We start from the raw sequence: 26,842 nt of genomic DNA, 5'->3' as shown, positions 1-26,842 counted from the left end.
TCAGGACGCCGCGCCCAGGGTAGGCGAGGTCACCGATGGCTGCACACACTTCGAGAACGAAGGTTGGGAAGCTTCGTTAGGCCCGAACTTGCTCCTCTTGGTCCGGATCAGGCGTACCGGCCGCAGTCAGGGCCTGGACGTCTTGCGTCGGGGCGTACCCGTATCCGTAGCCATACCCGTAGCCGTAGCTGCCACCGCCTCGGCGGTGAGGGACCATGTTGAGCACCACCCCCACAGGCTCGGCACCGACTTGGTCGAGCCGGCCGAGAGCATTGCTGAACTGGTCGCGCGTCGTCTTACCCCAGCGGACCACCAGGAGAGCGCCGTCGGCCTGGGAGGCGAGCAGTGCGGCATCCGTGACCGGGAGCAGGGGGGGCGCGTCGATGACGACCGTGTCGTACCGACCGCGGACGGTGCTGAGAAGCTCCGCCATAGCGCGGGACTGAAGCAGGTCGGCCGGGTTCGGCGGGACGGCGCCGCTGGCTAGCACGTGCAGGCCGGTCGACTCATGGACCTGGACCGCGTCCTCGAACTTGACCTTGCCCACCAGGATGGTGGTGACGCCCACCGCGTTGTCGAGCCCGAGGGCGGCGACAGCCTTGGGTCGGCGCAGGTCGGCCTCCACGAGCAACGTCCGTCCGCCGGCCTGCGCCAGCGTGATGGCGAGGTTGACCGAGGTCGTGGTCTTGCCTTCCTCGGGGAGAGCTGACGTCACCACGAAGAGCTTGCTGCTCTGGTCGACGTCCACGAACTGGATGTTGGTGCGAAGCACCCGGAACGCTTCGACTCGTGGAGCGTGCGAGGACAGGTCGGTGACCAGGGGATGCAGCCGAGTCGCGGGGTCGAAGGCGATTGTGCCGAGCAGAGGCGCGTCAGTGTGGGCTGCAAGGTCCTCGAAGCCCTTCACCGTGGTGTCAAGAACCTCGCGCAGCACGGCCAGACCCACGCCGAGGAGCAGGCCCAGCACCAGGCCGAGGGCGAGGTTGCGGACCGGCTGCGGGCTGACTGCCTTCTCAGGCAGGCTCGCCGGGTCGACCACAACGGCCTTCAAGACGGCGACGTCGGCATCGGGCGGGGTCTCGAGCTCGTCGACGAGGTCTTCCATCTCGTCGGCGTACCCCTGGGCGATCCGCTGAGCCTCGGCCGAGTCGGCGTCGGTGGCCCGGATGAGGAGGTTGTTGGTCTCAGGCGTGACCTCGGCGGTCACCTTGCTGGCGAGCTCGTCCGGATCGAGGTCGAGACCGAGGTCCGCGATCACGGCGCGCGCCCGGCTCTCGCCCACGACGAGGTCGGCGTATGACGCGACCCGCTGGGTGGTCAGGTTGCCGCTCTGGACCGCGTCGCTCTCGGAGGTGGTCGAGACGAACATCTTCGCGGTCGACTGGTACATCGGCGTCGCTGTGAACGTGTAGAGCGATGCCACGGCAACCACGACCAGGGCGACCGAGACGACGAGCATCCACCGGCGGCGCAAGACGCCGACGTAGTCGCGCAATTCCACAGAAGTTCCGTTCGTTAGAGGTGCGGCGCATTACGACCACGCGACGTCTCGAAGCCCGGACTCTATCGTTGTCGGGATTCGAATAAGGATCGGATCGCCCGAAATACTTGCCCGGCGCGCCGCCACGGCGCAGTAGCAGTTCGCCGTCCGCCCGCAGGCCAAACGCTCGTCCGCGGCATCACCACGACGTAGTCCGGTGGTGATCAATCCCGCATGTCAGTCTCGACCTCACTTTCCCAAAGGCCGTTCTGTACCCCGAGAGACCAGCTACACCGATTCATGACAAAGCGCCGCCCGGGCATCATCCCGAGCGGCGCTTGGACCTGCCTGTGACAGGCGGTTGCTTCGTGTCAGTTGCCGACCTTGGAGGCGGCCGCGCTAGTCGCCTTCGCCGCGTTGGAGGCGGTCTTCTTGGCGGCGGTGCCGGTCGCCTTGGCGCTGCTCTTCGGCGTGCTCGCCTTCTTGGCTGCGGCCTTCTTGGTCGTCGACGCGGTGCGCTTGGCGCTCGCCGAGGCGGACTTCGCAGTCGACTTCGTGGCCTTGGCGGCCTGCGTGCGCGTGGTCTTCGCCTTCGCCGTGGTGGTGCGGGCGGACGAGACCGTCGCCTTGGTGGCCTCCTGGCGGCGGATCCGGCCGACGAGCACCTGACCGCGCTGGGCGAGGTCGCCGTACGCGTCGGTGGCGGTCGCGACGTTCTCCTGCAGCTCGGCCACGCGGGCCTCGATGGCCTCGCGGCGCGCCTTGGCGTCCTTCGACAGCGCGTCGACGCGGGAGCTGACCACGGTCAGGGCCTGGTCGCGCAGCGCCTTCGGCTCGAGGTCCAGGTCGGCGACGGACTTCTGGACGTCGGCGAGCCGCTTCTGCACGTCGGCGACGTACTCACGGAGGGCCTCGACGGCCAGGTCGGCAACGCCGGCACCGGCGTACAGGGTGCGGGTCGCCTCGGACTTGATGTCGAACTTGGCCTTGGCCATGTCGATCTCCTCTGGGTTGGCGGGGCCGGCACGGTGCCGGATCCCTCGTTCGTTCAGGACTCGTCGTTGGGTGTGGCGTCCTCGGCAGGCTCCGCGGGAGGCTGCTGGGCCGCATTCATCGCCAGGAACGACGAGTAGACGTCGAGCAGGGACTGCTTCTGACGCTCGGTGAGCCCGGTGTCGTTGAGGACGGCCAGCTCGACCGACCCCCCGACCCCGTCCTCGGGGCTGACGATCCCCGCGCGGATGTAGAGCTGCTCGGCCGAGATCCGCAGCGCCTTCGCGATCTGCTGCAGCACCTCGGCGGATGGCTTGCGCAGCCCTCGCTCGATCTGGCTCAGGTACGGGTTCGAGACGCCGGCCTGCTCGGCGAGCTGCCGCAGGGAGAGCTGCGCGGAGGTCCGCTGCTCCCTGAGGTAGTCGCCGAGGGACTCGACGGTCTTGGAGACCTTTCCCTGTGCCATGCCTCCATAGTGCTTGCTGCTGCTAGCAGTTGCAAGCAGAGTCGCGGTGAAGTGAGTCACTGGGAAGTAGAGAAACCTCTTGCTGGCAGGGATTCTCTCGTGAACCGGCCGCTAGCTGCTAGCGAGCAGCGTCAGAAGGCGGCACGGATCTCGCCGACCGGCCGACCCCCGCCGAGGAGCGGGAGCTCGCCCGTCGCTCGTACGGCGTCGCCGTCCACGCCGTCCTCCCGATCCACGCCGGAGCGGACCAGGGCGGCAGCCATCAGGACGGGTCGGACCCGGGGTGCACCGTCGTCGGTCTTCAGCGCGAATGCCCGGCCATCCGCCAACGCGACGACGTGACAGGACTCTGCGCCGGCCTTGCCGATCGCCCCGGGGATCGCCGTCAGCAGGGCGCGCTCGTCGCGGGTGGTCCCCGAGACGTACGCCGGGTGCGTCCGGATCGCGTCGGCGATCCGACGCTCCGGCCCCTCCGATGCGACGGCCAAGGTCCGGAACGCGCGCGCCAGGCCGACGAGGGAGGTGGACAGCAGCGGCGCGCCGCACCCGTCGACGGCGACGACCCCGATCTCCTCGCCGGTCAGCTCGGCGAACGTCTCGGCGATCGCGACCTGGAGCGGGTGCGCCGGGTCCAGGTAGGTCTCGGTGTCCCAGTCGTTGACGACGCACGTGGCCAGCATGGCGGCGTGCTTGCCGGAGCAGTTCATGTGGATCCGGGTCTTGCCGCCACCGGCGCGGAGCAGCGCCTCCCGGGCCGCGTCGTCGAGCGGGTAGTCCGGAGGCGTCTGCAACGCGTCCTCGTCCAGCCCGGCGCCGGCCAGGATCCGGCGTACTCCGTCGAGGTGGAAGCCTTCCCCGGAGTGGGACGCGCAGGCCAGAGCCAGCAGGTCAGGCGGGAGGTCCAGCCCCGCGCGGACCATCGCCAGCGCCTGCAGTGGCTTGTTGCACGAGCGGGGCAGGATCTGGCTCTCGGCGTCCCCCACGGACCACGTGACCGACCCGTCCGGGGCGAGCGCAACGACCGACCCGTAGTGGTGCCCCTCGACGAACCCCGAACGCACGATCTCCGCGACAACCACCGGTGACGACATGGCGCGAGGGTATCGAGGTCGTGCATGTCAGGATTGCGCCCGTGCCTGAACCCGTCCCGCAGCACTGCCCGACGCCGCGCGAGCTCGACGACCTCGAGCTCCTGGTGACCGGGGCCGCGCACCCGACGACCCGCTTCGGCGAGCCGGGCAGCCCGTTGTCCCTCACCCTTCCGCCTGAGGTCGAGTCCGCCGCCCGCGACGCGGGTGCCGTCGAGCTCGTCGACCCGGAGGGACTCCCGCTGGCGCGGGTGACCGTGCCGGGCGGTGAGGTCGAGTCACTGGCGCACGCGGAGTTCGGGCCGTTCCGTCACCTCTACCTCGCGCCGTCGACCGTGCACTGCCGCTATCGGGGACGCACCTTCGTCCCGGTCGCGGACGCGCTCACGGAGGGGCAGGTCGAGCAGCTGCGCGCCGCGGGCCCGCTCGTCCTGCTCACGCTCGTCGGCACCGGGACTGCCGACCTCTCGCCGGTCGGGCTCCTTCGGGCGACCCTCCGGGCGGCCGAGCTGATCGGCGACGCCGAGGTGGTCGCCGTCCCCCTTGCGTCGCACGGCGACGCGGATGCCGACCACGCTCTGGGCGTGCAGGTCGTGTCCACCTATGCCGGCGATGACCCGATCATCGGACTCGCGGACCCGACCGAGGACGACGTATACCCCGCCGGAATTGCGGAGGTCGTCGACTTCGAGCAGCCCCCGGTCGACCGGCAGGGGCTGGTGCTGTTCTTCACCGGCCTCTCCGGCAGCGGCAAGTCGACCCTCGCCCGGGCGCTGATGGACCGCCTGCTCGAGCAGGGCGGCCGCACCGTCACGAGCCTCGACGGCGACGTCGTACGCCGCAACCTCTCCGCGGGGCTGACGTTCTCCAAGGCGGACCGCGAGACCAACATCCGCCGCATCGGCTGGGTCGCGGCGGAGATCTCCCGCCACGGCGGCGTCGCTGTGTGCAGCCCGATCGCGCCCTTCGACGAGACCCGCCAGCAGGTGCGGGGAATGGTCGACGACGCGGGCGGGGCGTTCTTCCTCGTCCACGTCGCCACCCCGCTGGAGGAGTGTGAGCGGCGCGACCGCAAGGGGCTGTACGCCAAGGCTCGACGCGGCGAGATCCCTGAGTTCACCGGCATCTCGTCTCCTTATGAGGTGCCCGAAGACGCCGACGTGGCCGTCGACACCACGGGCCGCAGCATCGAGGACGCGCTCGACGACGTGCTGGACGCGCTCCGCGAGGCCGGCTACCTCGACCTCCCGTCCGCCCCGGTGGTCGAGCAGGGAGGCGCCCCGGCGCCGACCGTTGTCGAGACCCCGGAAACCGAGAAGCAGCGTCAGCCCGGGCCGACTGCAGGGTCACCGGGTTTCGACACGCTCAGGACCTCGTCCTTCGCTGCTCAACCACCGGCGGAAGACGCCCCGCTGAAGGTCCTCTTCGTCTGCACCGCCAACATCTGCCGCTCGCCCTTCATGGAGCTGATGGCCCGCCAGCTGGCCGGGCCGGACGCGAACATCGAGTTCCGCAGCGCGGGCACGCACGGCTTCACCGACCACGAGATGGACGAGGTGATGGCCACGACGCTCGCTCCTCGGGGCGTCGCGGATCACTCCGCCTTCCGGTCCCGCGCCATCGACAAGGCAATCCTCGACGAGGCGGACCTGGTGCTGACCGCCGAGGCGGCGCACCGCACCTTCATCCTCGACGACCACCCCGCGCTGTTCCGGAAGGTCTTCACGATCGGCCAGTTCGCGGAGGTCGTGCGCGCCCTCGGCCCGGACGTCTCCGGCCGCGAGCTGCTCGAGCAGGCCGCGCAACGCCGGGGCAACGCAGATGCCGCCCTCGACGTGCACGACCCCTATCGTCGTGGCCCCGAGGCGGCGGAGACGGCCGCGGCGGGCATCGAGGAACTGCTGCGCGTCGTCGTCCCGGCGCTCGCCGGAACGAGGGAGACCACCGCCTGATGATCGAGCTGCTCACGCTCACCGCCCTGTCCATCCTGGTGGCCGGGTTTGTCGTCGGGATCGTCGTCGGCCTCACCGGCATGGGCGGCGGGGCGCTGATGACCCCGGCGCTCATCTTCCTCGGCGTGGGCGACACAGCGACGGTCGTCACGGCCGACCTGACCGCGGCCGCGGTCTACAAGACCGGCGGCGCCGTCGTGCACGCACGTGAGGGATCGCCGAACCTCAACCTCGCGAAGTGGCTGATCCTGGGCTCGGTCCCGATGGCGCTGCTCGGCCCGCACCTGGTCGCCTGGTTCACCGACCCCGACGAGATCGATGACGTCCTCAAGCTCTGCATCGGGTTCGCCCTGCTCCTCGCCGCCGCGACGTACGCCCTCCGTCTCTACATCAACCTCCGCCGCGTCCGGTCCGGCGGCGCCGCCGGCGACCCGGACCCGCGGATCCGGCCCATTCCGACCCTCCTCGTCGGCGCCCTAGGCGGCCTTCTCGTCGGCATCACCAGCGTGGGCTCGGGCTCGGTCATCATGATCGCGCTGCTGATGCTCTACCCCGGCCTCTCGGCCGTGAAGCTGGTCGGCACCGACCTGGTCCAGGCGGTCCCGCTCGTCCTGGCCGCCGCCATCTCCAACATCGCGCTCCACGGCCTCGACTGGGAGCTGACCATCCCGCTCATCGCCGGCTCCGTCCCCGGCACGCTGCTGGGCAGCAAGATCGCGCCGCGGGTGCCGCAGTCCTTCATCCGGCGCGCCATCGTGGTGGTGCTGACGATGTCCGGCGTCGCCCTGCTCGACAAGGCCGGCTGGGCGCCCCTGGGCGTCGAGGAGACCCACCCGATGCTCATCGCCGGCGTCGGCGTGGCGATGGTCGTGCTGGTGCCGTTGATCTGGGGGTTCCTGCGCAAGGGGCAGGGGCTGCCGATGTACGGCGCCCCGACGGTCGCCGAACTCGAGAGTCCGGAGTTCGCGCGGAAGGCGGCCGCCGGCGGAGACCCCGAACCTCAGTCGCGGCCGTAGATGTCGCGCGTGTAGACCCGGTCGCTGACGTCGGCGAGGACGTCGGTGCGCCGGTTCGCCACGATGACGTCGGACCGCTTCTTGAACTCGTCGAGGTCGCGGACGACCTCGGAGCCGAGGAAGGCGTCGTCGTCCAGTGCCGGCTCGTAGACCAGCACCTCGACTCCCTCGGCCTTGAGGCGCCTCATCACGCCCTGGACCGACGACGTCCGAAAATTGTCCGACCCGGCCTTCATGATCAGCCGGTAGATGCCCACGGTCGCCGGGTGACGGCGCAGGATGTCGTCGGCGATGAAGTCCTTACGGGTGGTGTTGGCCTCGACGATCGCGCTGATCAGGTTCTGCGGCACGTCGCGGTAGTTGGCCTGCAGCTGCTTGGTGTCCTTGGGCAGGCAGTAGCCGCCGTAGCCGAAGCTCGGGTTGTTGTAGTGGTTGCCGATCCGCGGGTCCAGCCCGACGCCCTCGATGACCTGGGCGCTGTCGAGGCCGCGGGTGAGGGCGTAGGTGTCCAGCTCGTTGAAGAACGCGACCCGGAGCGCGAGGTAGGTGTTGGCGAAGAGCTTGATCGCCTCCGCCTCCGTGGAGTCGGTGAGGAGCACCGGGACGTCGTCGTCCTCCGCGCCCTCGACCAAGAGGTCGGCGAACGTGCGACCGCGCTCGCCCCGGTCGCCCACGACGATCCGCGACGGGTGGAGGTTGTCGTGGAGGGCCTTGCCCTCACGCAGGAACTCCGGGCTGAAGATGATCGCCGCACCCGGGTGCCGCTCGCGCAGCCCGGCGGTGAAGCCCACCGGCACCGTCGACTTGATGACCACCATGGCGGCCGGCGCGAGTTCGACGACGTCGGCGACCACGGACTCGACGGACGCGGTGTTGAAGTAGTTCGTCCGCTCGTCGTAGTCGGTGGGCGTCGCGACCACGACGAGCTCGACCCCGTCGTACGCCGCGTGCTTGTCGAGGGTGGCGACCAGGTCCAGCGGGCGGTGGGCGAGGTACTCCTCGAGCTCCGGGTCCTCCAGCGGCGACTCGCGCCGGTTGACCGACCCGACCTTCTCGGGGTCCAGGTCCAGGGCGCGCACCTCGTGGTGCTGCGCCAGGACGACGGCGTTGGAGAGGCCGACGTAGCCCAGCCCGGCGATGGCGATCTTCACCCGCCGAGCCTAGGTCGGCGGGCCGTCCAGGGGATGGAGTCGTCGGCCCGAAGGGCGCCGGTGCCCCGAGGATGAGTCCGCCATCACACTCGGTCTTGTCCAGTTTCGGACCGAGCGCCCCCTGACCGATACGATGGCCGCTGCTGTCCCGACGAGAGGTCCACCGTCAGTCATGACCAACACGCACCCCGACTACCGGCTGAGTCAGCTCGACCAGCTCGAGGCGGAGTCGATCCACATCTTCCGTGAGGTCGCCGCCGAGTTCGAGAAGCCCGTCCTGATGTTCTCGGGCGGCAAGGACTCCATCGTGATGCTGCGCCTGGCGGAGAAGGCCTTCTACCCGGCCAAGATCCCGTTCCCGGTGCTGCAGGTCGACACCGGCTACGACTTCCCCGAGGTCCTCGAGACCCGCGACCACTGGGTCAACCGCCTCGGCGTCCGGCTGATCGTCGCCAGCGTCGAGGAGGCGATCGCCAGCGGCGTCGTCGTCGACGACGGCAAGACCAGCCGCAACCGCATGCAGATCGGCACCCTGCTGAACGCCATCGAGGAGAACGGCTTCACCGCCGCCTTCGGTGGGGGTCGCCGCGACGAGGAGAAGGCCCGCGCCAAGGAGCGCGTCTACTCCCACCGCGACGAGTTCGGCCAGTGGGACCCGAAGATGCAGCGCCCCGAGCTGTGGAGCCTGTACAACGGGCGCCTGCACGCCGGCGAGCACATGCGGATCTTCCCGATCTCCAACTGGACCGAGCTCGACATCTGGGACTACATCGGCCAAGAGGGCATCGAGATCCCGTCGATCTACTTCTCCCACCAGCGCCGCGTCTTCGAGCGCGACGGCATGCTGCTGAGCGAGTCGGAGTTCAACCCGACGAAGCCGGGCGAGACCGTCGAGGAGCGCACGGTGCGGTTCCGCACCGTGGGTGACCTGACGCTGACCGGGTGCGTCGAGTCGACCGCCAGCACCATCGAGGAGATCATCGCCGAGGTCGCCGTGGCCCGGGTCACCGAGCGCGGCGCCACCCGTGGCGACGACCGGTTCTCCGAAGCCGCCATGGAGGACCGGAAGAAGGAAGGCTACTTCTGATGAGCACCGTCAAGAGCGACCAGATGGACCTGCTGAGGTTCGCCACGGCGGGCTCGGTGGACGACGGCAAGTCGACCCTCATCGGGCGGCTGCTGCTGGACTCCAAGTCGATCTTCGAGGACCAGCTCGAGGCCGTCGAGGCCACCAGCCAGTCCAAGGGCTACGACTACACCGACCTCGCGCTGCTGACCGACGGTCTGCGCTCCGAGCGCGAGCAGGGCATCACCATCGACGTGGCGTACCGCTACTTCGCGACGCCGCGGCGGAAGTTCATCATCGCCGACACCCCGGGCCACGTGCAGTACACGCGCAACATGGTCACCGGCGCCTCGACCGCCGACCTCGGGCTCGTGCTCGTCGACGCCCGCCAGGGACTGACCGAGCAGTCGCGCCGCCACGCGGTGATCCTGTCCCTGCTCCGGGTCCCGCACCTCGTGCTCGCCGTGAACAAGATGGACCTCGTCGACTACTCCGAGGAGATCTACGACAAGATCCACCAGGAGTTCACGACCTTTGCGACGAAGCTCAACATCCCGGACCTCGCGGTCATCCCGATCTCCGCGCTCGCCGGCGACAACGTCGTGAACCGCTCCGAGAACATGGACTGGTACTCCGGTCCCACGCTCATGCACCACCTCGAGAACGTCCACGTCGCCTCCGATCGCGACCTGGTCGATGTCCGCTTCCCCGTGCAGTACGTCGTGCGCCCGAAGTCTGACGAGCACCACGACTACCGCGGGTATGGCGGCATGGTCGCCGGTGGCGTCCTGAAGCCGGGCGACGAGGTCGTGGTGCTGCCCAGCGGCATGACGTCGAAGATCGCCGGCATCGACCTGTTCGACCGCGAGATCACCGAGGCGTTCCCGCCGATGTCGGTGACCGTGCGCCTCGAGGACGACGTCGACGTCTCGCGCGGCGACATGATCGCCCGGGTCAAGAACGCCCCGCAGCCCAGCCAGGACATCGACGCGATGGTCTGCTGGATGACCACCGCTCCGCTCAAGCCGCGGCAGAAGCTGGCCATCAAGCACACGACTCGCACGGCCCGCGCGCTGGTCAAGGACATCCAGTACCGCCTGGACGTGAACACGCTGCACCGCGACCAGGAGACCAAGGAGCTCGGCGTCAACGAGATCGGGCGGGTGCAGTTGCGCACGACCGTGCCGCTGCTCTGCGACCCGTACTCGCAGAACCGGACGACCGGCTCGTTCATCCTGATCGACGAAGCCACGGGCGTGACGGTGGGCGCTGGGATGATCAACTCCGGTAGTTGACGACGTGGTCCCCGTATGTCACTGGCGCCGAAGCGGGGGTTCGGACCTTTTGGGCCGTGGGGTTGTTGGCCGCCTTTCAATACCACCATCGACGACGCCTGGGCGTAACGCCGCTGACGAGTCACTAACAATGGTGACGACCGTCATTGAGGCAACTTGTATGCAGGGTCTTTCGTGTGAAGTAGCTTAATTTCGCCCAGTGGGCGGAAAGACTCGTCTAACATGTGTGTGATGTATGGACCGAACCACTCTGGACTGTCGTCGCGCGGTAAAGCAGGACTGGTTCGGAGGGTCAAGGGCTACGTGCTGGGGATAGAGGTCGCATTACACGTGGCGCGTGTGCGGTGAAACCTCCGAAGGATAATCGGCCCGTTGTCTTGCACGTGGTAGAGAGTATGGGCGGCGGTGTAGCGGCCGCCGTCAGCGACTACGTGTCGAATACGCCAGAGTGGGATCATCACATCACGATGGCGGAACGTCCGTCCGCACGGATCTCCCTCGGGCCGGAGTCCAAGTTCGCGTCCGTCACGCCGATGCCGAAGGGCCACCTACTGCGCATCCGGCAGTTGCGCAGACAACTCGCGCAACTAGGCCCCCGAGCGATCATTCACGCTCATTCGAGCTTCGGTGGCTTGTACGCCAGACTGGCCGCACTGACCGCGAGGAACCCAGTGGTCTACACGCCGCACTGCTACGGCTTTGAGCGGGCGGACCTCAAAAAGGCTGCTCGGGCTGCGGTGTACGCCGCCGAATGGGTGATGGCCCGCAGGACGACGGTGGTCGCCGGGTGCTCACCCCACGAGGCGTCTCTTGCGACGAAGTTGCGACCCGCCGGCACGGCGGTATTCGTTCCGAACTTGGGTCCCCAGACGGCACACCGTACCGGGCTCAGTCGTGCGGAGCGTCCGCTCGCTCCTCGCCTTGTTGGAGCTGGGCGCACAGTCCAGCAGAAGGACCCTGAGTTCTTCTGCACAGCGGTGAATGCCTTGAGATCGTCAGGTGTCACCGTGGATGCCACCTGGATCGGAGGTGGTGACGCCAAAGTAGAGGCCATGCTGCGGCAAGCCGACGTCCAGGTGACCGGATGGCTTGATCGAGAGGAAGCCATCGCCGCATTTGCGAACGCTGACGTCTACCTGCACTCTGCTGCCTGGGAAGGCTTCCCTATCGCCGTCCTCGAGGCTGCGGCGTATGGCGTTCCCACCGTTGTCAGGTCACTTGACTGCTTCCAAGACTACGACTTCCCATTCGTTCTATCGGACCCTCGCGAGATCGCCGAGGTGTGGCCGCAGATCTTCACGGAGGATGGCGTGGAGAGGGCTCACGACTTCATGACTCGACTTCTTCGGCGACACACGCCGGACGAGCAGGCGAGAGCCCTGAGGGCCTCATACCGAGCCGTAGCTGCTGCAGGCGAAGTCGAAGTGCTCTAGGGACATCCGATGCGAGATCGATATAAGGATTCGCTCCCGAGTTCAGTAGTCGCGATCCGACTCCACTCAATCGAAGGGCATGCGAGTGCAGCAGGTTAACGTCATCACCCGACACGCGATTCGAAACTATGGGTCCGTGCTGCAGGCCTATGCGACGAGACTGCTTCTCGAGCAGGCAGGAGTGCGGCCCCAGTTCGTCGACTACCGGCAGCCGGGAAGCGCTGATTCAGCACGAGGCTACGCCCCGGGTGGACCCGGGATCAAAGGGAAAGCCATCGATCTGGCCTACACCTTGTACCGACACGGCGAGGCAAAGCGCCGCGGGGTGTTGTTTGAGGAGTTCATTCAAAGAAACCTCGGAATGTCCCCTGAGACCTACTGGAGTAACGACGAATTGGGGGCGGCCGGCACGTGGGCGCAGAACGACCTGTTCTGCGTCGGGTCCGACCAAGTGTGGAATCTCAACTACAATGCCGACAATCGGCCCTATTATCTGGATTTCGCCCCGGTGGGGGCTAAGAAGTTCAGTCTATCTTCATCCATCGGGATGGGGCGGCTTCCCAAGTTGGAGGAGGACAACCTCCGCACGTCGCTCAGCACGTTTGCGGGCATCTCCGTCCGTGAACACGACGCGGCAGACTACCTGCAGAGCCTAGGCCTCGATGCGCAGCACCACCTTGACCCCACACTGGGCCTGGATGCAGGCATTTGGCGTGACGTGGGGGGGCGTGGCAACGGTGAAGATTATGTCTTGGTTTATCAGCTGAACCGCAATCCCGACCTCGAGCGTGCATCGGACCTGATCAGCGAGCACATGGGGATCCGAATCATCCGTGTGGAGTACTGGACAAACTTCCGGGGGCGCTCCGCCGAGAAGAATATTCGACCTGCGGTCGAGGAGTTCATCGCACTGTTTCGGGACGCGGCATGTGTCGTGACGGATTCGTTTCACGGCACGGCATTCTCCGTGACATTCGAGCGACCTTTTGTGGCGCTCATGCCGCCGCGGTACGGGAGCCGAATTCGCTCGCTTCTGCAACTGATCGACTTGGAGCATCGCGTCGCGTCCTCTCCTGATCAAGCACTGGACATGGTGCGCAACGAGCCCCTTCCTCGTCTGCGAGCGGATAGGCTGGAAAAGGAGAGGGCAGGGCTGAAAAACTACATCTCCGGGATGGTTAGAGCAGGCTAGGGGCCCTTGTCATCAGGACGCCATCTGTTACTCGTACCTCAGGAGAGCGATGTCCTCTGAATCTGTCGTGACCATCGGTTTGCCGGTTCGCCACGAGCTGGCCTCGTTCCGTGTGGCCGTTCGTTCGGTCTTCGCGCAGTCGTACCAGGACTGGCGCCTGATCATCGTGTGCGACGGATCGAGTGCCGAGGTGGTCGACGCCGCCCAGCAGATCTCGGATGCCCGCGTCTCGGTGGTGGCTGACGGCGAATCGCGTGGCTTGTCGGCACGCCTAAATGAGATCACTCGGGCCGCAACGACGGAACTGGTCGCACGCATGGACGCGGACGACGTCATGCACAGCGAGAGGCTGGCCCTCCAGATCGCGGCATTCCGGAGCGACCCCCACCTCGATCTGCTCGCAACCCGCGCCTACCTGATCGATGAGTACGACGAGATACACGGGACCTATCGGGAACCCCCTATCCCGACGGGAATTGCTGGGTACCTCCAGAATGGTGTCTTTACACATCCCACGGTGATGTTTCGTCGAACGTGGGGAGTTGCGTACCCATACAACGAGGAATGGTTGCGAACGGAAGACAAGGAAGTATGGTTCCGGGCGGCGCCGACGAGCAAGTTCTCTCGTTTGGAGACGCCCCTCCTTTACTATCGAGTACCGAAAAGACTGTCGATCCAGAAGCAATCGCGGACAGCATCGTACGATCGAAAGTTCCATCGCGCCCACGCCCGAGCGGCGGGGGCCTCTGTGTCTAGCCGTTCTGTTTACTTGGGCAAGTCCCTGGTGAAGCAAGGGATATTTGCTGCTGGAGTAACTGTGGGGTGGGGACCCCGGATCTTGGCCTCGAAAGCGAGTCCCCTCTCTCAGGACGAGCGTCGTCGAGCCGAGCGTGAACTGGCAGTTGTCTCAAACGTTGGCGTCCCGGGGTGGTAGCGCTGTGAGGCTCGATGGCGGTCACTCGTGCGCTCTCCACGGAGGACGACATTCATATCCTAAGAAGTACAAGTGATTGCGTACTTCGCGGTGGCGATTCTGGCTCCACTGCTGGTGCACCTGTCGGCGCAGATCTTCGGCAAGGAAACGCAGATCCATGAGGGGTCGGGCAATCGACTGAAGTGGATGGCGGTAAGTCCGTTCGAGATTGCGGCGCTCGGGACCCTTGTCCTCTTCGCGGGGACCCGGCTCAATGTCGGGACTGATTACGACCTCTATCGCCGAATCTATGACTCATTGTGGGTCCATGACTGGGGTTGGTCGATTGAAAATTCTCCGCAGGAGGTCGGGTTCACCCTACTCTCATTAGCCGTTAAGACAGCTGGAGGGGATGCCCGTCACCTGTTCTTGGTGGCAAGCGCCCTCACGGTTTGCTGTGCATACGCTGCAATCAGACTGGCGTCGCCTCGGCCGGGCCTTGCCTTGGCAACCTTTATTCTATTCGCGAGTTATCTCGCACCATTCAACACCGTGCGCCAAGGTTTGGCGGTTGCTCTCTTCGCGCTTGCCGTAGTAGTGGTGAGTCGCCGCTGGCGCGTGGGGCTATTGCTAGCGATTCTCGCCTGCCTGATTCACATCTCTGCGCTGGTTGCGTTGATTCTGTACTTTACGGTTTCTCGCCTCCGAGTCGATCGCGCAGGTATTCTGATCGGACTTGCCGTGGCGGCCGCCGGAAGTCGCGTCATTCTCGCAGTCCCTGCCTTACTGTCCATCCTGCGCTCGCTGAACGAACGCTATTCTGAATATGTCATGTCGGGAACGACAGCTGGTCTTGGCACGGTCTTGCTCGCGTTCTTTCACGCCGGGGCAGCAATGTTACTTCTGAAGGGCTCCGATTGGACGAGCCGCGAACTTTCTTGGGTGCGTTTCTACGCGCTCACGGGCCCACTCGCCATGCTTGGAACTTCAGTGCCGATTGCGACAAGACTCTCGGAGTACACCGCGATCTTTCTGCCATTTCTAATTGGTCAACTCGTGATGTCCGGCAGATTCAAGATGCTCACCAGGCCCAGCCTGATCGTCTTGGTCGGCGCTGGCTATATGGCCATGTATCTCTTGAACTATGGGGGTCTCTTGCCGTACCGGACGTGGCTCTAAATCTAACCTCAGGCTGGGCCAAGGGTCGGAGGGGCCACGGCGAGAAGTTGGCGGGTCACAGTCGGTTTGGTTGGTCTGTGGCCACTGCAGCACTGTGCAGTTACTACGTGGGTCGGTGGCCCGAGGGACTGAGCGGACCCCCGGTGGGGACTGAGGCGGTCGGGAGGCGTAGATATCGGACGGAGAGGGCGAATTTCGTCCCACTGCCGACCAGTGCTACCAAGCAGCCGGTGAGTATTACTGGCGCCTCGGACGATCCCATGGCCGACGCGACAATTAGCATCAGAACTCCCGAGACTGCCACCACTCGGAACTGCCGCCCGTAGCGGTTCAGGACGAGTAGCCCCGCAGCGATGACTTGACTCGCGGGATTGAGGGCAGCGGCGACACCCACTAGGGCCAGGTCTGCGTGACTGAACTTGAACCCCTCGCCGTAGATTGTCTGGATCATCGAGCTGCCGAAGGTCGCGAACGCGGTTGAGAAGGCCAAGCCGCAAGCGGCAGCGAAGAGCGCGCTCCGCAGCGCCGTCCGGATCACGTGCGCGGAACCTCGGGACTCGAGGAGGCCCTGGTACTCACCGATGTAGATCGAATTGATGGTCGTGCCGATAAGAGACCCGGCAATTAACAGGTAGGCGAGGGCAGCAAACCGACCAATGTCCTCAGGTTCGCCCAGCGCCGCGACGCACCACGTGGGAAGATTGAGTACAAGGATGGCAGTACCCTGCCATGCAGCGATGGGGCTGGAGAGTCTGGTGATCGTGACCAGATCGGAGACGGAGGGTAGCGCCCCACCTGGGCAGGTCTCTACCCGTCGGCAGACGAGGAAGGCTGCCACCGCGAGGGACAGTGATGACCCGATAGCAGATGCGCCGACGATTACCGTCGTGGAACTGGTAGCAGCGCTTGCTGCGAATGCGAGGACAAGGCTGGCTATTCCGTTGCAGAGCATCACCGCACCGAAGGACCCCAGTCGACGCCTCCGCTGGAGCGATGCGCAGAAGAGTTCGCCGAATGAATCTGCGACCTTCTGCCAAAGGATGACCGCAACAAGACTGAAGTCAATGCTATAGGTGGCCGCAAATCCGAGGAATGCGGCACTTCCAAGTACTCCCCCCGCTATGCGAAGGAGGAAGTACGACCGGAGCCGGTAGCGCTGGTGCAGTGTAATGTAACTGTCACGCAAGCCGAAGTTGGTGATGGTGAAGATGGTTGTTCCGGCGGCGAGACAGAGGGCGAAAGCTCCAGCTTCCGCGGTACCTCCAGCACGCGCGACTAGCCAGAAGACCACCCACTGAGCGACAGGGATGCTGAATGATCCGGCAGCGACTGTCAGTGCAGATACGCGCTTCAGCATGTCCTCCGCTCCTCACTACTTGATGCCCACCGCCGCCAGTTTGGCGCTAGTTCGGATCCCTGTTAGTCGGATCGATTTACTCGGGCGCAATTCGGTGCCGCCGCCCTGGATCCTGCGAGGATGCGAGGCTCGCGGTCGGCCACTAGGAAGGGTCCGGGGCGGCCGCGGCTCTGCATTGCCCCGTTCCAGTGGCGAGAGCGTTTAGTAGTTAGTCCATCCCGACTCAGTGATGAACAAAGATCTCTTCGGTCGGCCGCCGGGGGGACCGAGGTACGCGGTGGCCGGGGGCGGGATGACCAACCGCGATCATGACGATGATGTCTTCAGAGTTGGGGATCGCGGCCGCCTTGCGGAGCCGGTCCGACTGCGCATTGGGCTGAGACCAGTTAAGTAGACACGTGCCAAGCCCAAGGGCGTGGGCAACCCAGACCAGGGTCATAGCGAAGAGACCCCCGTCTATCCATCGCTGATTGCGTTCGCCGGCCCCGACGAACGAGGAGCGTCGTTCGGTCACCACGAACAGGCCAGGAACGGTGTGTCCGAAACCGGAGTTCCCATTGTGCAGTGAGAGCAATGAATCGATCGAGTCGCGATCGTCGAAGTAGTGGGCCCGGTACGAGCGACGGTTACACACGGATGGCGTGGAGCCTGCGAGTTCAACGACCCTGCGGATGATTGAGAGGTCCACGGGCTTCCTGGTGTCGAAGTTCCTCACACTGTGCCGGCTTCCCACAAACCGCGCGACAGACTCGTAGTCGTGGGCGCTGCCGTCCCAGTTTGAGACGGGCGTCACCTCGTCGGAAAACGAGCCATTGGCATTGAAGTCATCCAGAGAGGCGACCGCCGACCGGGCGTGGGACTCGCTGCGAAGCTGGTAGCCCTTGCGTTTGCTGAGAGCGAGGAGCTGGTCGATCTCAGCTCGACGAGCCGCACCGTACGGGCGTCGCGGTGCGGGGAAGCTCGTGCCCTTCTCCAGACCGTGATATCCGATTATCAATCTCGACTCAAGTGCTTCCTGATCGTCTCGACGATCGTCCGAACCCGCTGCACCCATATCCCAAGCAGTAGATGCGGCATAGTCGCGATAGTCCCGCACGAACTCCAGGGCGGTCGCATAACGCCGGTACCGTCGCACAACCCATCGAGGCGCCGTCTTGCCGACTCGGCTCTTCAGGCTCACAAACTTCCTTTCGGTGAACGGCTCTTTGATTCACGGACCCCAACAACCGCGATGCGCTCGGTGGGCAGTCCGATGCCATCGAGTTTCTCACGCGAGGATCCTCGTGTATGTCGACTAGTGCAACACGCTGGTCACGGCCATGGCCTCGATCCACCGATGAGGTGGCCTGGTGAGCACGTCGTGAAGTGAGGTGCCCTCAACTGCTGGAAAAGTTGTTCTCTCGGGGGACAGAGTTCCACCATCAAGGAGGGCTCTCGTCGATGCAACTTTGCATTCGTCGGCCGCGACCTCTGAGGTGTTCGATGATCCGATCCTCGTGTTGAAGCGCCTCAGGCTTGCTGCCGCTCCTGTTTGAGCTCAGGATGATGCCGCAGAAGATCGATCCCGCAGTCAAGGAGCGGTGCGTGCGACAGGTGCTGGAGCGTCTGCCGGGGTCAACTCCCCGCTGACCGCGGCCGTTGACGTCGTCGCGTGTCGCGAGGACTGGGCAAGGAGACCGTGCGCCGCTAGGTCATCCAGGGTCAGGTCGACGGCGGTCATCGTCGGGGTGTGACCAGCAAGGAACTGGCTGAGGTCAAGGAGTTGAAGGCGAAGGTCCGCCGACTCAAGGAGGACAACGAGATCCTGTGCAGGGCCTCGATCTTCTTCGCCAGGGAGGTCGACCCCCGCAATCGCTGATCGTCGTGTTCAGCGACGAGCTGCGGGTCGAAGGCCATGCGGTCGAGTCGACCTGTCGCGTTCTGGGTGAGCAGGGCTGTCAGATCGTCGCACGGACCTGCCGCGACTGGACGGGCGCGAACCGCCGGGTCGAGGGATCTGCACGATCAGCGACGCAGTCGTCATCGACTAGGTCCGTGACCTGGCGTGGCACAGACCACGAGGGCGTGCGGGGACGTTAAGTTCCCCACCGCTGGCTGGGTCGGGTGGTGCAGCAACCGGCGCCTGCACGGCACGCTTGGGATGATCACCCCAGTGGAGTTCGAGCAACCCCACTACGCGACTCTCAATCGAGAGCCGCACCCCGTATAGGGGCCGCGGAGAAGCTGGGGCGCCTCAAGGATAGTGAGCAGTAGGATGGCACCATGGCTGAGGTGTTCGCGGTGGAGTCGTATGTCGGCTTGCTGATCCACTTCGTGCTGATCGCCGTGTCGATCTATGCGTTCGTGATGAGCCTGACCTACTCAGCTGAGGCCTACAACGCCGCTGGCAAGTGGACCAAGCAGGGCTGGACGATCGTGCTGGGGCTGGGGGCGCTCTTCTCCCTGATCGGGATCAGTCTGCCGCTTCTGATCAGCCTCGCGTTTCTGATCGCGGCGCTGGTCTTTCTCGCCGACGTCCGTCCGGCGCTCGCGGGGCTGCGGCGACGCTGAGGACGACGTGAGGGGCTAGGCGACAACATCCGCAGGTTGGTCGTCCACAAGTTGCTCGAACTCCGACGTAGCCGGGGGGCGCGCCCCTACCGTTATCCCTGCGCAGGTTGAAAGACTGTGCAGGACGATGAGGGGGAGAGCATGACGATGTCCGAGGACCGCCCGTGGGGCTCCTGGCACGTCCTCGACGAGGGTGACGGGTTCAAGGTCAAGCGGATCGAGGTGAAGCCGCACTCGCGACTCTCCTACCAGACCCACGACCACCGCAGCGAGCACTGGGTGATCGTTACCGGCAAGGCCACGTGCATCATCGAGGGCGAGACCTCGATCGTCGGGCCGGGGGAGTGCGTCGACATCGACGTCCGCCAGCCGCACCGCATCTGCAACAACGAGGACGAGCAGCTGGTCATCATCGAGGTGCAGCGCGGCGACTACTGCGGGGAGGACGACATCGTCCGCCTTGAGGACGACTACGGCCGCTCGCAGTAGCGCGCCAACGCCACCAGCGCGTCCTCCGGTTCGAAGCCGGTGGCCACGATCTTCGCGAGGTCCAGCACGCTGTTGCTGGGCCTCGCAGCCATTTCCTTGCCGGCCGAGTACTCCTCGGTGCTCACCGGCGTCACATCGTCCGCGGACCGTCCGCTGAGGCGGTACACCTCCTTGGCCAGGTCGGCCCACGAGGTGGTGGGCCCGCCGTTGCTGAGGTTGTAGGTGCCGTACGGGGCGTCGACGTCCAGCAGGTGGTGGGTCGCGCGGGAGAGCTCGGAGGTGAAGGTGAGTCGACCGACCTGGTCGTCGACCACGGACGGCGTCACGCCCTTCTCGGCGAGGGTCTGCATGGTGCGCACGAAGTTCTTGCCCTCGCCGATCACCCAGGAGGTGCGCAGCAGGTAGTGGCGGGGCGCGAGCCCGACGGCGATGTCGCCGGCCGCCTTGGTCTGCGCGTAGACACCCAGCGGGCTCAGCGGCTCGTCCTCGGTGTGCGTCTCCGCGGTCCCGTCGAAGACATAGTCCGAGGAGTAGTGCACCAGCGTGAACCGGTGCTCCGCGGCGAGCCGGGAGAGCGTCGCCGGCCCTTGGGCGTTGGCGGCCCAGGCAGCGCGACGTCCCTCCTTGGTCTCGGCGGCGTCGACGGCGGTGTAGGCCGCCGCGTTCAGCACGAGCTGGTACTCGTGCCACGGCCAGGCAGTGACGGCGTCCGTGTAGGTGACGTCGAGGTCGGCCAGGTCGGCCAGCTCCGCGTCCGGGAACTCGACCTGGAGAGCACGGCCGAGCTGCCCGTTCGCGCCGATGATCAGGGTCTTCTTGGGCGCCATTCGCTCAGCCTCGGCCAGGGCGGGGTTGGCCCGGTCCTTGTCGGAGATCTCCGCCTCGTCGAGCGGGATCGGCCACGGGATCGCGACGGTGGCGTCGGCGAGGTCGAGCGCGGGGTACGGCGTGGCCGGTCGCCAGTGCTCGTTGACGAGGTAGGAGTAGGTGACCCCGTCCTCGAGGGTCTGGTAGCTGTTGCCGACGCCGCGGGGGACGAAGACCGCCGTCGCTGGGTCTAGCTCGACGGTGAAGACCGCGCCGAACGACTCGCCCTCGCGCATGTCCACCCAGGCGCCGAAGGCCCGACCGTTGGCCACGGAGACGAACTTGTCCCACGGCTCGGTGTGGATGCCTCGGGTGGTGCCGCGCTTGGCGTTGAACGACATGTTGTTCTGCACCGGCCCGAAGTCGGGCAGGCCGAGCGCAACCATCTTCTCGCGCTGCCAGTTCTCCTTGAACCAGCCGCGGGCGTCCTCACGCAGGTCGAGCCGCAGCACCACCAGACCCGGGATCGGAGTGGTCTCGAGAGTGGGGAGGCTCATCGGGCTGCTTTCGTTGGTCCGGTTCGGTTCGGTTGGTTGGTGTTGCTTGTGGGGCTGCGGGGGTTTCGACACGCTCAGGACTTCGTCCTTCGCTGCTCAACCACCGGTGGTGGGTTGTGGGGGTTTCGACATCGCTCGGGACTTCGTCCTTCGCTGCTCAACCACCGGTGGTGGGTTGTTGGGCTTTCGGCACCGGTCAGGTCTTCGTTCTTTGCTGCTCAAGCTCCGGTGGGGGGTGGGTTACTGGCCCTGGGCGGCGTACGTGGCCTCGACGGTGTCCTTGTGGGGGCGCCACCAGGCCTCGTGGTCGACGTACCACTGGATGGTGTCGGCGAGGCCCTTCTCAAAATCGCTGAAGCGGGGCTCCCAGCCCAGCTCGGTGCGGAGCTTGGTGGAGTCGATCGCGTAGCGCAGGTCGTGGCCGGCGCGGTCGTTGACGTGGTCGAAGTCGTCCTCGGGGCGGCCGAAGTGGCGCAGGATCATCCGGACGACGTCGAGGTTGTTCTGCTCGCCGTCGGCGCCGACCAGGTAGGTCTCGCCGATCCGACCCTGCTGCAGGATCCTGAGCACGGCGGAGGAGTGGTCGTCGGCGTGGATCCAGTCGCGGACGTTGAGCCCGGCGCCGTACAGCTTGGGCCGGCCGCCGTCGATGACGTTGGTGATCTGGCGGGGGATGAACTTCTCGATGTGCTGCCAGGGGCCGTAGTTGTTGGAGCAGTTCGAGATCGTCGCCTGGACCCCGAAGCTGCGCACCCAGGCGCGGACCAGTAGGTCGGATCCGGCCTTGGTCGAGGAGTAGGGGCTCGACGGGTTGTACGGCGTGGCCTCGGTGAACCGCTCTGGGGCGTCGAGCTCGAGGTCGCCGTACACCTCGTCGGTGGAGATGTGGTGCAGCCGGGTCCCGGCCTTGCGAACAGCCTCCAGGATCGTGAAGGTGCCGATCAGGTTGGTCTGCACGAACGGGCTGGGGTCGTTCAGCGAGTTGTCGTTGTGGGACTCCGCGGCGAAGTGGACGACCGCGTCGTGCTCGGCGACCAGCGGACCCACGACGGCGGCGTCGGCGACGTCGCCCACGACCAGGGAGACGCGGTCGTCGGGGAGAACGGCGAGCGACTCCCGGCTGGCGGCGTAGGTGAGCTTGTCGAGCACGGTGACTGTGGCGTCGGTGTGCTCGATGACGTGGTGGACGAAGTTGGAGCCGATGAAGCCGGCGCCGCCGGTGACGAGGAGTCGATTCACGGCTCCCAGTCTAGGGAACCTCAGAGCGCCTGACCTCGATTGGCTAGGGTCGCCGCCATGAGAGGCATCATCCTGGCCGGCGGCACTGGTTCGCGGCTGCACCCGATCACGCTCGGGATCAGCAAGCAGCTCGTTCCGGTCTACGACAAGCCGATGATCTACTACCCGCTCTCCACCCTGATGCTGGCGGGTATCCAGGACGTCCTGGTGATCACGACCCCGCACGAGGCGTCGCTGTTCGAGCGGCTGCTGGGGGACGGCTCGCAGTTCGGGATCCGCCTCAGCTACGCGACCCAGCCCAGCCCCGACGGGCTGGCCCAGGCGTTCGTCATCGGCGAGGAGCACATCGGCGATGACCGCGTCGCGCTGATCCTCGGCGACAACATCTTCTACGGCGAGGGCCTGGGCACCCGCCTGCAGCGCTTCCGAGATCTCGACGGCGCGGCCGTCTTCGGCTACCGCGTGGCCGATCCCACGGCGTACGGCGTGGTGGAGTTCGACGAGAACGGCATGGCGCTGTCCTTGGAGGAGAAGCCCGCGGAGCCGAAGAGCAGCTTCGCGGTGCCGGGCCTCTACTTCTACGGCAACGATGTCGTGCAGTTCGCCAAGGACCTGAAGCCGTCGGCGCGGGGCGAGCTTGAGATCACCGACCTCAACCGGATCTATCTGGAGGCTGGTCGCCTGCAGGTCGAGGTGCTCCCGCGCGGCTCCGCGTGGCTGGACACCGGGACTTTCGACGACATGAACGACGCCAGCAACTTCGTGCGCACCATCGAGCACCGCCAGGGGACCAAGATCGGCGCGCCCGAAGAGGTGGCCTGGCGGATGGGGTTCATCGACGACGACGGTCTCGCGGAGCGGGCGTCGAAGCTGATGAAGAGCGGGTACGGCGCGTACCTGATGGACCTGTTGGCGCACTGACGGACAGGGCTGGCAAGTCGCCTACCGGTCTCGGCAACGGTCGGCGCTGGAGCGCCTCCCTGCTCGACCTCCGTCAGTAGGCTCCCCGGCTCGAAAACACCGCGCCGAAGGTCTTCATCAGGATCGACAGGTCCTGCACCATCGACCAGTTGTCGACGTAGTAGAGGTCGAGGCGGATCGCCTCGCTCCAGGACAGGTCCGAGCGCCCCGAGACCTGCCACAGGCCCGTCATCCCGGGGCGCACATGCAGGCGGCGCGCGGTGTCGGCCTCGTAGCTCGCGACCTCGAGGGGGAGCGGCGGCCGCGGCCCGACGAGGCTCATCTCGCCCTTGAGGACGTTGAGCAGCTGGGGCAGCTCATCCAGAGAGAAACGACGGAGCCACTTGCCCGGGCGGGTGATGCGCGGGTCGTCCTGCATCTTGAACAGGCCGCCCTCGTAGCTTTGCTCGGCGTGCAGCTTCGCGAGCAGCTCCTCGGCGTTCGTGACCATGCTGCGGAACTTGAGGCAGTCGAACCTCTCGCCGTCCCGCCCGATCCGGGTCTGGCGGAACAGCACCGGACCCCGGTCGTGCAGCTTGATCTGCAACGCCGCGACGAGGAAGACGGGGCTGAAGGCGAGGATGAGAGCGGCGGACCCGAGGATGTCGAACGTGCGCTTGCCCCACCGGGAGGCGTCGCTCCACGCCGGCGGGTCGATGTGCATCAGCGGCAGGCCACCCACGGGACGGACGCGTACGCGTTCGCTCGAGATGTCGGTGACGCTGGGCGCCACGACCACCTGGACGTCGTGGTGCTCGAGGTCCCAGACCATCCGGCGCATCTGATTGGCGGACCCCAGCGCCCCGCCCGCGAAGAAGATGACGTCGGCACCGCACTCGAGCACCACCGAGGTGGCCTCGTCGGCGTTGCCCAGGACCGGCACGCCCAGGCTCGTCTCCTCGGTGAGGTCGTGCGCCGGAGTCACGCACCCGACCACCTGGTAGCCCAGCCAGGTCTCGCGGCGAAGCACGGCCGCGACGTCGTCGACGTGGGACGGGGATCCGGCGATGAGGACCCGGTGGCGAAGGACGCCGCGGCGGCGGGCGCTGTGCAGCATGCGGCGCAACGCGCGGCGGCACAGCAGGAGAAGAGGAAGTGCGAGGCCGAAGGCCAGTACGAAGAAGCCGCGGCTGAGATCGGCGTTGGTGACGAAGGAACCGACGCCGACCAGGGCGGCGGCCACCAGAGTCGCGTTGGCGACACGCTTGTACTCGTCGGTGCCCGCGCCAAAGACGGTCTTCTCGTAGGCGCCGAACAGCGAGAGGACCAGCAGCCACCCTGCCACCATGACGGGGCCGAGAAGCACCAACTCGTCAGATAGGTCAGCAGGTGAGTCGAAGAAGCCCAGCCGCTTTCGACCCAGGACGGCGATGACCGTGCAGGCAACCAGGACGACGAGGTCGAGGAGGAGCGTGGTAGCGGGGAGGTAGTGCAGAGCGCGGCTCGGCTTCGCGGAACTGAGACGTCCGCGCTGCTCAGAGAGGATCGACATGTGTTTCCCAGTAGTTCACCCGGCGCGGGTGGAGCTCACGGTTTGTGGCAGCGCTGCCACTTGAACTGTTCTTGGCTGGTATAACGCGCGTGGCTCGGGAAAGTTAAGCAGCGATCGCGCGGACTTATTCGGCTTTGGAGTAAACGCCGATCCTAGGACAATCAGGAGTTCGCTCTATCTCCCTCGACCATCCGAGAGACCACGTCCTCGAAGGAAAGCGTCGGTGCCCAGCCCAGCTCGGCGCGTGCCTTGCTGGAGTCCCCGGTCAGGTCGGTCACGTCGGCGGGCCGCACGAGCGCAGGGTCCACCTTGATGTGCTGCTCCCACTGGGTGACCCCGGCATAGTCGAAGGCGGCGGTTACGAAGTCCCGGACCGTCCGGCCTTCCCCGGTCGCGACGACGTAATCCGCAGCCCTGGGGGCTCGGGCGGCCCGGACCATGGCGTCGACGTAGTCGGGAGCCCAGCCCCAGTCGCGGCGGGCGTCGAGGTTCCCGAGGGTGATCGTGTCGGTCTCACCGCGCAGGATGGCGGCGACCCCGGCGGTGATCTTGCGAGTCACGAAGTGGGGTGGGCGGCGAGGCGACTCGTGGTTGTAGAGGATCGCGCTGACCGCGTGGACCCCGCGCTGGCGGTAGACCCCGACCATGAGGTGGGCGTAGGCCTTCGCCGCCCCGTACGGGTTGATCGGTCGGATCGGGGTGGTCTCGTCCTGGGGCGAGACCGTGGGCTCGCCGAAGATCTCGGCGCTGGAGGCCTGCACGAACCGGACGGCGTGCCCGTGCCTCTCCTGGACCTGGAAGGCGCTCTCGAGGAGGGCGGCAGCGGCCAGGCCGTTCACGCGGCTCGTGAGATCGGGCTCCTCCCAGGATCGGGCGACGGAGCTGACCGCGGCCAGGTTGTAGACCTCGTGCGGGTCGAGGTCGAGGAGCAGGGCGCGGATCCGTTCGACGTCCGCGACGTCGCCCACATGCGTGCTGACGCGGGCGCTCGCCGCGCCCTCGCCCTCCAGGGCGAGGGCGTGGACGTCGTACCCCTCGTCCAGCAAGCGCTCGACGAGGTAGCTGCCGTCCTGGCCGCTCGCGCCGGTGACGAATGCGCGGGGCATCTCACCAACCCTGCTGTGCGGCGGCGAGGTCGGCGTCGACCATCATCGCGACGAGCTCCCCGAAGGACACCCGGGGCTTCCAGCCCAGGACCTCCCGGGCCTTGCTGGCGTCGCCGACCAGGGTGTCGACCTCGGCCGGGCGCATGAACTGCGGGTCCTGGCGCACGTACGGCGTCCAGTCCTCGATGCCGACGTGGGCGAAGGCTGCGTCGAGGAAGTCACGGATCGAATGGGTCTCCCCGGTGGCGACCACATAGTCGTCGGCGACCGGCTGCTGGAGCATCAGCCACATCGCCTCGACATAGTCGCCGGCGAAGCCCCAGTCCCGCTCCGCATCGAGGTTGCCCAGGGTGAGGTCCCGCTGCAGGCCGAGGTGGATGCGAGCCACCGCCTGGCTGATCTTGCGGGTCACGAACTCCGGCCCGCGCCGGGGCGACTCGTGGTTGAAGAGGATGCCCGACGACGCGTGCATGCCGTAGGACTCGCGGTAGTTGATGGTCATGTAGTGGCCGAAGACCTTGCTGACGCCGTACGGCGACCGCGGCCACAGCAGGGTCCGCTCGTGCTGAGGCGTCTCCTGCACCTTGCCGAACATCTCCGAGCTCGAGGCCTGGTAGAAGCGGACGTGCTCGGGGCGGTCGCCGGTGTGCAGGCGCAGTGCCTCGAGCATGTTCAGCACGCCCTTGGCGGTGACGTCGGTGGTGAGGTGCGCGTTCTCCCACGAGTAGGCGACGAAGGAGACGGCGCCCAGGTTGTAGACCTCGTCGGGGTCGGAGTCGCGCAGCGCCCGGAGCAGGCTCGACATGTCCGTGAGGTCGCCGTTGTGCAGTCGGACGTCGGGCAGGAGCTCCTCGACCAGCTCGCGCTTCGGGTTGTTCTGACCACGGATCACGCCGTGGACGGTGTATCCCTTGGTGAGCAGCAGCTCGGCGAGATAGAGGCCGTCCTGGCCGGTGATGCCGGTGATGAGCGCGGTGGGCATGCACGGATCATGCCAGCGGCGACCGACTGGTGCTGCGCGAAGCCCGGCCTCGCCGTGGGGCCGCCGTCGTGTCGAAGCC

General features: G+C 66.3%; 24 protein-coding genes and 1 pseudogene. 13 read left to right on the top strand and 12 right to left on the bottom strand.

The genetic code is table 11. The features are described 5' to 3' along the window. Positions 1–76 precede the first annotated feature (76 nt). The 4 genes from H4O22_RS18235 to H4O22_RS18220 form a co-directional block, all read right to left on the bottom strand. Positions 77–1,501 (bottom strand): tyrosine-protein kinase domain-containing protein, encoded by a 1,425-nt coding sequence (locus tag H4O22_RS18235; RefSeq protein ID WP_182524730.1) that lies wholly within the window; start codon positions 1,499–1,501, stop codon positions 77–79. Between the two features lie 350 nt (positions 1,502–1,851). Further along, positions 1,852–2,475 (bottom strand): hypothetical protein, encoded by a 624-nt coding sequence (locus H4O22_RS18230; protein WP_182524729.1) that lies wholly within the window; start codon positions 2,473–2,475, stop codon positions 1,852–1,854. 53 nt (positions 2,476–2,528) lie between these two features. After that, positions 2,529–2,939, bottom strand: coding sequence for a helix-turn-helix domain-containing protein (locus tag H4O22_RS18225; protein ID WP_182524728.1), 411 nt, complete (start codon positions 2,937–2,939; stop codon positions 2,529–2,531). A 131-nt stretch (positions 2,940–3,070) separates the two neighbouring features. After that, complete coding sequence (locus H4O22_RS18220; RefSeq protein ID WP_182524727.1) at positions 3,071–4,030, bottom strand: asparaginase; 960 nt, start codon at positions 4,028–4,030, stop codon at positions 3,071–3,073. A gap of 41 nt (positions 4,031–4,071) precedes the next feature. Between H4O22_RS18220 and cysC the strand changes: the two genes are divergently transcribed. Both cysC and H4O22_RS18210 read left to right on the top strand, forming a co-directional pair. Further along, entirely contained in the window at positions 4,072–5,979 is a 1,908-nt protein-coding gene (gene cysC / locus H4O22_RS18215; protein WP_182524726.1) for an adenylyl-sulfate kinase, read from the top strand. Then, positions 5,979–6,995, top strand: coding sequence for a sulfite exporter TauE/SafE family protein (locus H4O22_RS18210; RefSeq protein ID WP_182524725.1), 1,017 nt, complete (start codon positions 5,979–5,981; stop codon positions 6,993–6,995). The genes cysC and H4O22_RS18210 overlap by 1 nt, the downstream gene beginning before the upstream one ends. Here the strand turns inward: H4O22_RS18210 and H4O22_RS18205 are convergent. Beyond that, entirely contained in the window at positions 6,980–8,146 is a 1,167-nt protein-coding gene (locus H4O22_RS18205) for a nucleotide sugar dehydrogenase (protein WP_182524724.1), read from the bottom strand. The genes H4O22_RS18210 and H4O22_RS18205 overlap by 16 nt on opposite strands. Before the next feature lie 172 nt (positions 8,147–8,318). On the opposite strand from H4O22_RS18205, the gene cysD reads away from it, so the two are divergent. The 6 genes from cysD to H4O22_RS18175 all read left to right on the top strand — a co-directional run bounded on the left by cysD (position 8,319) and on the right by H4O22_RS18175 (position 15,224). Continuing rightward, positions 8,319–9,233 (top strand): sulfate adenylyltransferase subunit CysD, encoded by a 915-nt coding sequence (gene cysD, locus H4O22_RS18200; protein ID WP_182524723.1) that lies wholly within the window; start codon positions 8,319–8,321, stop codon positions 9,231–9,233. After that, positions 9,233–10,507, top strand: a complete 1,275-nt coding sequence (gene cysN, locus H4O22_RS18195) for a sulfate adenylyltransferase subunit CysN (RefSeq protein ID WP_227466731.1) — start codon at positions 9,233–9,235, stop codon at positions 10,505–10,507. Before cysD ends, cysN begins: the two co-directional genes overlap by 1 nt. A gap of 395 nt (positions 10,508–10,902) precedes the next feature. Further along, positions 10,903–11,940 carry a glycosyltransferase gene (locus H4O22_RS18190; protein ID WP_342356065.1) on the top strand — a complete coding sequence of 346 codons (1,038 nt, stop codon included), beginning with the start codon at positions 10,903–10,905 and terminating at the stop codon, positions 11,938–11,940. Between the two features lie 136 nt (positions 11,941–12,076). Further along, the gene (locus H4O22_RS18185) at positions 12,077–13,132 is read left to right on the top strand and encodes a polysaccharide pyruvyl transferase family protein (RefSeq protein WP_182524721.1); all 1,056 of its coding nucleotides are present in this window, start codon (positions 12,077–12,079) and stop codon (positions 13,130–13,132) included. Between the two features lie 49 nt (positions 13,133–13,181). Continuing rightward, positions 13,182–14,066, top strand: coding sequence for a glycosyltransferase (locus tag H4O22_RS18180; protein WP_244963021.1), 885 nt, complete (start codon positions 13,182–13,184; stop codon positions 14,064–14,066). Between the two features lie 72 nt (positions 14,067–14,138). After that, a complete protein-coding gene (locus H4O22_RS18175; protein WP_182524719.1) occupies positions 14,139–15,224 on the top strand; it encodes an EpsG family protein in 1,086 nt (361 codons plus the stop codon). 103 nt (positions 15,225–15,327) lie between these two features. Here H4O22_RS18175 and H4O22_RS18170 read toward each other — a convergent pair whose 3' ends face one another. Together H4O22_RS18170 and H4O22_RS18165 are read right to left on the bottom strand one after the other, a co-directional pair. Then, positions 15,328–16,581, bottom strand: coding sequence for a lipopolysaccharide biosynthesis protein (locus tag H4O22_RS18170; RefSeq protein ID WP_182524718.1), 1,254 nt, complete (start codon positions 16,579–16,581; stop codon positions 15,328–15,330). A gap of 223 nt (positions 16,582–16,804) precedes the next feature. After that, positions 16,805–17,761, bottom strand: coding sequence for a nitroreductase family protein (locus tag H4O22_RS18165; RefSeq protein WP_182524717.1), 957 nt, complete (start codon positions 17,759–17,761; stop codon positions 16,805–16,807). Positions 17,762–18,310: 549 nt separating this feature from the next. Here H4O22_RS18165 and H4O22_RS20790 point away from each other — a divergent pair. From H4O22_RS20790 to H4O22_RS18155, 4 genes and pseudogenes are all read left to right on the top strand, one after another. Further along, a complete protein-coding gene (locus H4O22_RS20790) occupies positions 18,311–18,439 on the top strand; it encodes a hypothetical protein (protein ID WP_280530169.1) in 129 nt (42 codons plus the stop codon). Positions 18,440–18,652: 213 nt separating this feature from the next. Beyond that, a pseudogene (locus tag H4O22_RS20890) lies at positions 18,653–18,790 on the top strand (IS3-like element ISPfr13 family transposase); the annotation flags it as partial. A 53-nt stretch (positions 18,791–18,843) separates the two neighbouring features. Then, the gene (locus H4O22_RS18160; RefSeq protein ID WP_182524716.1) at positions 18,844–19,131 is read left to right on the top strand and encodes a DUF2516 family protein; all 288 of its coding nucleotides are present in this window, start codon (positions 18,844–18,846) and stop codon (positions 19,129–19,131) included. Between the two features lie 141 nt (positions 19,132–19,272). Next, a complete protein-coding gene (locus H4O22_RS18155; RefSeq protein ID WP_182524715.1) occupies positions 19,273–19,620 on the top strand; it encodes a phosphomannose isomerase type II C-terminal cupin domain in 348 nt (115 codons plus the stop codon). Here H4O22_RS18155 and H4O22_RS18150 read toward each other — a convergent pair. Together H4O22_RS18150 and rfbB are read right to left on the bottom strand one after the other, a co-directional pair. Then, positions 19,602–20,984, bottom strand: coding sequence for a sugar nucleotide-binding protein (locus H4O22_RS18150; protein WP_182524714.1), 1,383 nt, complete (start codon positions 20,982–20,984; stop codon positions 19,602–19,604). The two genes, H4O22_RS18155 and H4O22_RS18150, sit on opposite strands and share 19 nt — an antisense overlap. Before the next feature lie 240 nt (positions 20,985–21,224). Beyond that, the gene (gene rfbB, locus H4O22_RS18145; protein ID WP_182524713.1) at positions 21,225–22,223 is read right to left on the bottom strand and encodes a dTDP-glucose 4,6-dehydratase; all 999 of its coding nucleotides are present in this window, start codon (positions 22,221–22,223) and stop codon (positions 21,225–21,227) included. A 57-nt stretch (positions 22,224–22,280) separates the two neighbouring features. On the opposite strand from rfbB, the gene rfbA reads away from it, so the two are divergent. Further along, on the top strand, positions 22,281–23,144 hold the full coding sequence (rfbA, locus tag H4O22_RS18140; protein ID WP_182524712.1) for a glucose-1-phosphate thymidylyltransferase RfbA: 864 nt from the start codon (positions 22,281–22,283) through the stop codon (positions 23,142–23,144). 73 nt (positions 23,145–23,217) lie between these two features. On the opposite strand, the gene H4O22_RS18135 is transcribed toward rfbA, so the two are convergent. The 3 genes from H4O22_RS18135 to gmd all read right to left on the bottom strand — a co-directional run bounded on the left by H4O22_RS18135 (position 23,218) and on the right by gmd (position 26,763). Next, on the bottom strand, positions 23,218–24,675 hold the full coding sequence (locus tag H4O22_RS18135; protein ID WP_182524711.1) for a sugar transferase: 1,458 nt from the start codon (positions 24,673–24,675) through the stop codon (positions 23,218–23,220). 161 nt (positions 24,676–24,836) lie between these two features. Then, entirely contained in the window at positions 24,837–25,781 is a 945-nt protein-coding gene (locus H4O22_RS18130) for a GDP-mannose 4,6-dehydratase (protein WP_182524710.1), read from the bottom strand. A gap of 1 nt (position 25,782) precedes the next feature. Then, positions 25,783–26,763: a GDP-mannose 4,6-dehydratase gene (gene gmd / locus H4O22_RS18125; protein WP_182524709.1), complete on the bottom strand. Its 981-nt coding sequence runs from the start codon at positions 26,761–26,763 to the stop codon at positions 25,783–25,785. Positions 26,764–26,842: the final 79 nt, after the last annotated feature.

The sequence above is a fragment of the Nocardioides dongkuii genome, from assembly GCF_014127485.1.
GTDB classification, from domain to species: Bacteria; Actinomycetota; Actinomycetes; order Propionibacteriales; family Nocardioidaceae; genus Nocardioides; species Nocardioides dongkuii.
This window is presented reverse-complemented; position numbering and strand designations above follow the sequence as displayed.

Bases quoted from the DNA above. Each gene is read 5' to 3' on its own strand.
- H4O22_RS18230 (WP_182524729.1), bottom strand. From the start codon at position 2,475: ATGGCCAAGGCCAAGTTCGACATCAAGTCCGAGGCGACCCGCACCCTG.
- H4O22_RS18225 (WP_182524728.1), bottom strand. From the start codon at position 2,939: ATGGCACAGGGAAAGGTCTCCAAGACCGTCGAGTCCCTCGGCGACTAC.
- H4O22_RS18220 (WP_182524727.1), bottom strand. From the start codon at position 4,030: ATGTCGTCACCGGTGGTTGTCGCGGAGATCGTGCGTTCGGGGTTCGTC.
- H4O22_RS18210 (WP_182524725.1), top strand. From the start codon at position 5,979: ATGATCGAGCTGCTCACGCTCACCGCCCTGTCCATCCTGGTGGCCGGG.
- cysD (WP_182524723.1), top strand. From the start codon at position 8,319: ATGACCAACACGCACCCCGACTACCGGCTGAGTCAGCTCGACCAGCTC.
- cysN (WP_227466731.1), top strand. From the start codon at position 9,233: ATGAGCACCGTCAAGAGCGACCAGATGGACCTGCTGAGGTTCGCCACG.
- H4O22_RS18190 (WP_342356065.1), top strand. From the start codon at position 10,903: ATGGGCGGCGGTGTAGCGGCCGCCGTCAGCGACTACGTGTCGAATACG.
- H4O22_RS18180 (WP_244963021.1), top strand. From the start codon at position 13,182: ATGTCCTCTGAATCTGTCGTGACCATCGGTTTGCCGGTTCGCCACGAG.
- H4O22_RS18170 (WP_182524718.1), bottom strand. From the start codon at position 16,581: ATGCTGAAGCGCGTATCTGCACTGACAGTCGCTGCCGGATCATTCAGC.
- H4O22_RS18160 (WP_182524716.1), top strand. From the start codon at position 18,844: ATGGCTGAGGTGTTCGCGGTGGAGTCGTATGTCGGCTTGCTGATCCAC.
- H4O22_RS18155 (WP_182524715.1), top strand. From the start codon at position 19,273: ATGACGATGTCCGAGGACCGCCCGTGGGGCTCCTGGCACGTCCTCGAC.
- H4O22_RS18150 (WP_182524714.1), bottom strand. From the start codon at position 20,984: ATGAGCCTCCCCACTCTCGAGACCACTCCGATCCCGGGTCTGGTGGTG.
- rfbA (WP_182524712.1), top strand. From the start codon at position 22,281: ATGAGAGGCATCATCCTGGCCGGCGGCACTGGTTCGCGGCTGCACCCG.
- H4O22_RS18135 (WP_182524711.1), bottom strand. From the start codon at position 24,675: ATGTCGATCCTCTCTGAGCAGCGCGGACGTCTCAGTTCCGCGAAGCCG.
- H4O22_RS18130 (WP_182524710.1), bottom strand. From the start codon at position 25,781: ATGCCCCGCGCATTCGTCACCGGCGCGAGCGGCCAGGACGGCAGCTAC.
- gmd (WP_182524709.1), bottom strand. From the start codon at position 26,763: ATGCCCACCGCGCTCATCACCGGCATCACCGGCCAGGACGGCCTCTAT.